Source organism: Marinobacter sp. UBA2498 (assembly GCF_002341575.1).
GTDB lineage: Bacteria > Pseudomonadota > Gammaproteobacteria > Pseudomonadales > Oleiphilaceae > Marinobacter > Marinobacter manganoxydans.
The window spans coordinates 24,896-25,831 of the sequence record NZ_DDOI01000051.1; the positions used below are offsets into that span (position 1 = coordinate 24,896).

Here is a 936-nt window from a genome sequence, read left to right on the forward strand (position 1 = left end):
GCGGTACCAATCAGGACCCCTTCGTCGCAACATTTAATGCCAGTGGTGAATTGGAGTCCGTTCGTGACCCCGATGGAAACATTTCTAATAATGGCGAAATCCTGATTACTGACTGGGAGCCAAAAGATGCCAACGGCGTTCCCAATGGCGCTGACGGTCCACCTCAAGATCCGGCAAGCGTGGTGACTCCCATACCAGACCCGCCAACCAGCTCGGCGTTCGTTGTCAACCTCGGAGGTACAACGCAGTACGGTGCGTCCTTCGGGGTCAATGATCAACAGCAAAACGGATACACTACAGGTCGTTTATCCGGGCTCGACGTTTCGGACAGCGGAGTAATTTTCGCCCGCTACACCAATGGGCAGTCACAGTCTCTCGGCCAGGTAGCCTTGGCATCTTTCAATAATACGAACGGCCTCTCACCGGTTGGAGATACAACCTGGACGGAAACGTTCGAATCGGGACAACCGATCTTTGGAGCTCCGGATACCGGGACCCTCGGGTCGATTCAGGCCAGCTCGGTCGAGGAATCCAACGTCGACCTATCGGCGGAACTGGTCAACCTGATCATTGCCCAGCGTAACTACCAGGCCAACGCCAAAACCATCGAAACCTCCAATGCGGTCACCCAGACCATCATCAACCTCCGTTAATTTCGCGAACTTGCGAACGTGGCATGACTCCTGCTTCAAGACTGGAAACAGTCAAAATTCCGGCAGGAGTTTTCCCATGGACAAAGCCCTCTACATCGGTATGTCTGGCGCCAAGCAGAACATGCTGGCCCAGCAAGCCCATGCCAACAATCTGGCGAATGTCAGCACCACCGGCTTCAAGAAGGACTTCTCCCAGGCACGTAGCATGCCTGTCTTTGGGGAATTCCATCCCACCCGGGCCTATGCCATGACAGAACGACCCGGCACAGACCTTTCCGCAGGC

General features: G+C 55.1%; 2 protein-coding genes. Both read left to right on the forward strand.

The window, feature by feature from the left end; translation table 11 throughout:
- The coding region (locus tag B2W52_RS06110) for a flagellar hook-basal body complex protein (RefSeq protein ID WP_286801939.1) at positions 1 to 653 on the forward strand (653 nt) is incomplete at its 5' end.
- Between the two features lie 76 nt (positions 654 to 729).
- The coding region (locus B2W52_RS06115; protein ID WP_286801942.1) for a flagellar basal body protein at positions 730 to 936 on the forward strand (207 nt) is incomplete at its 3' end.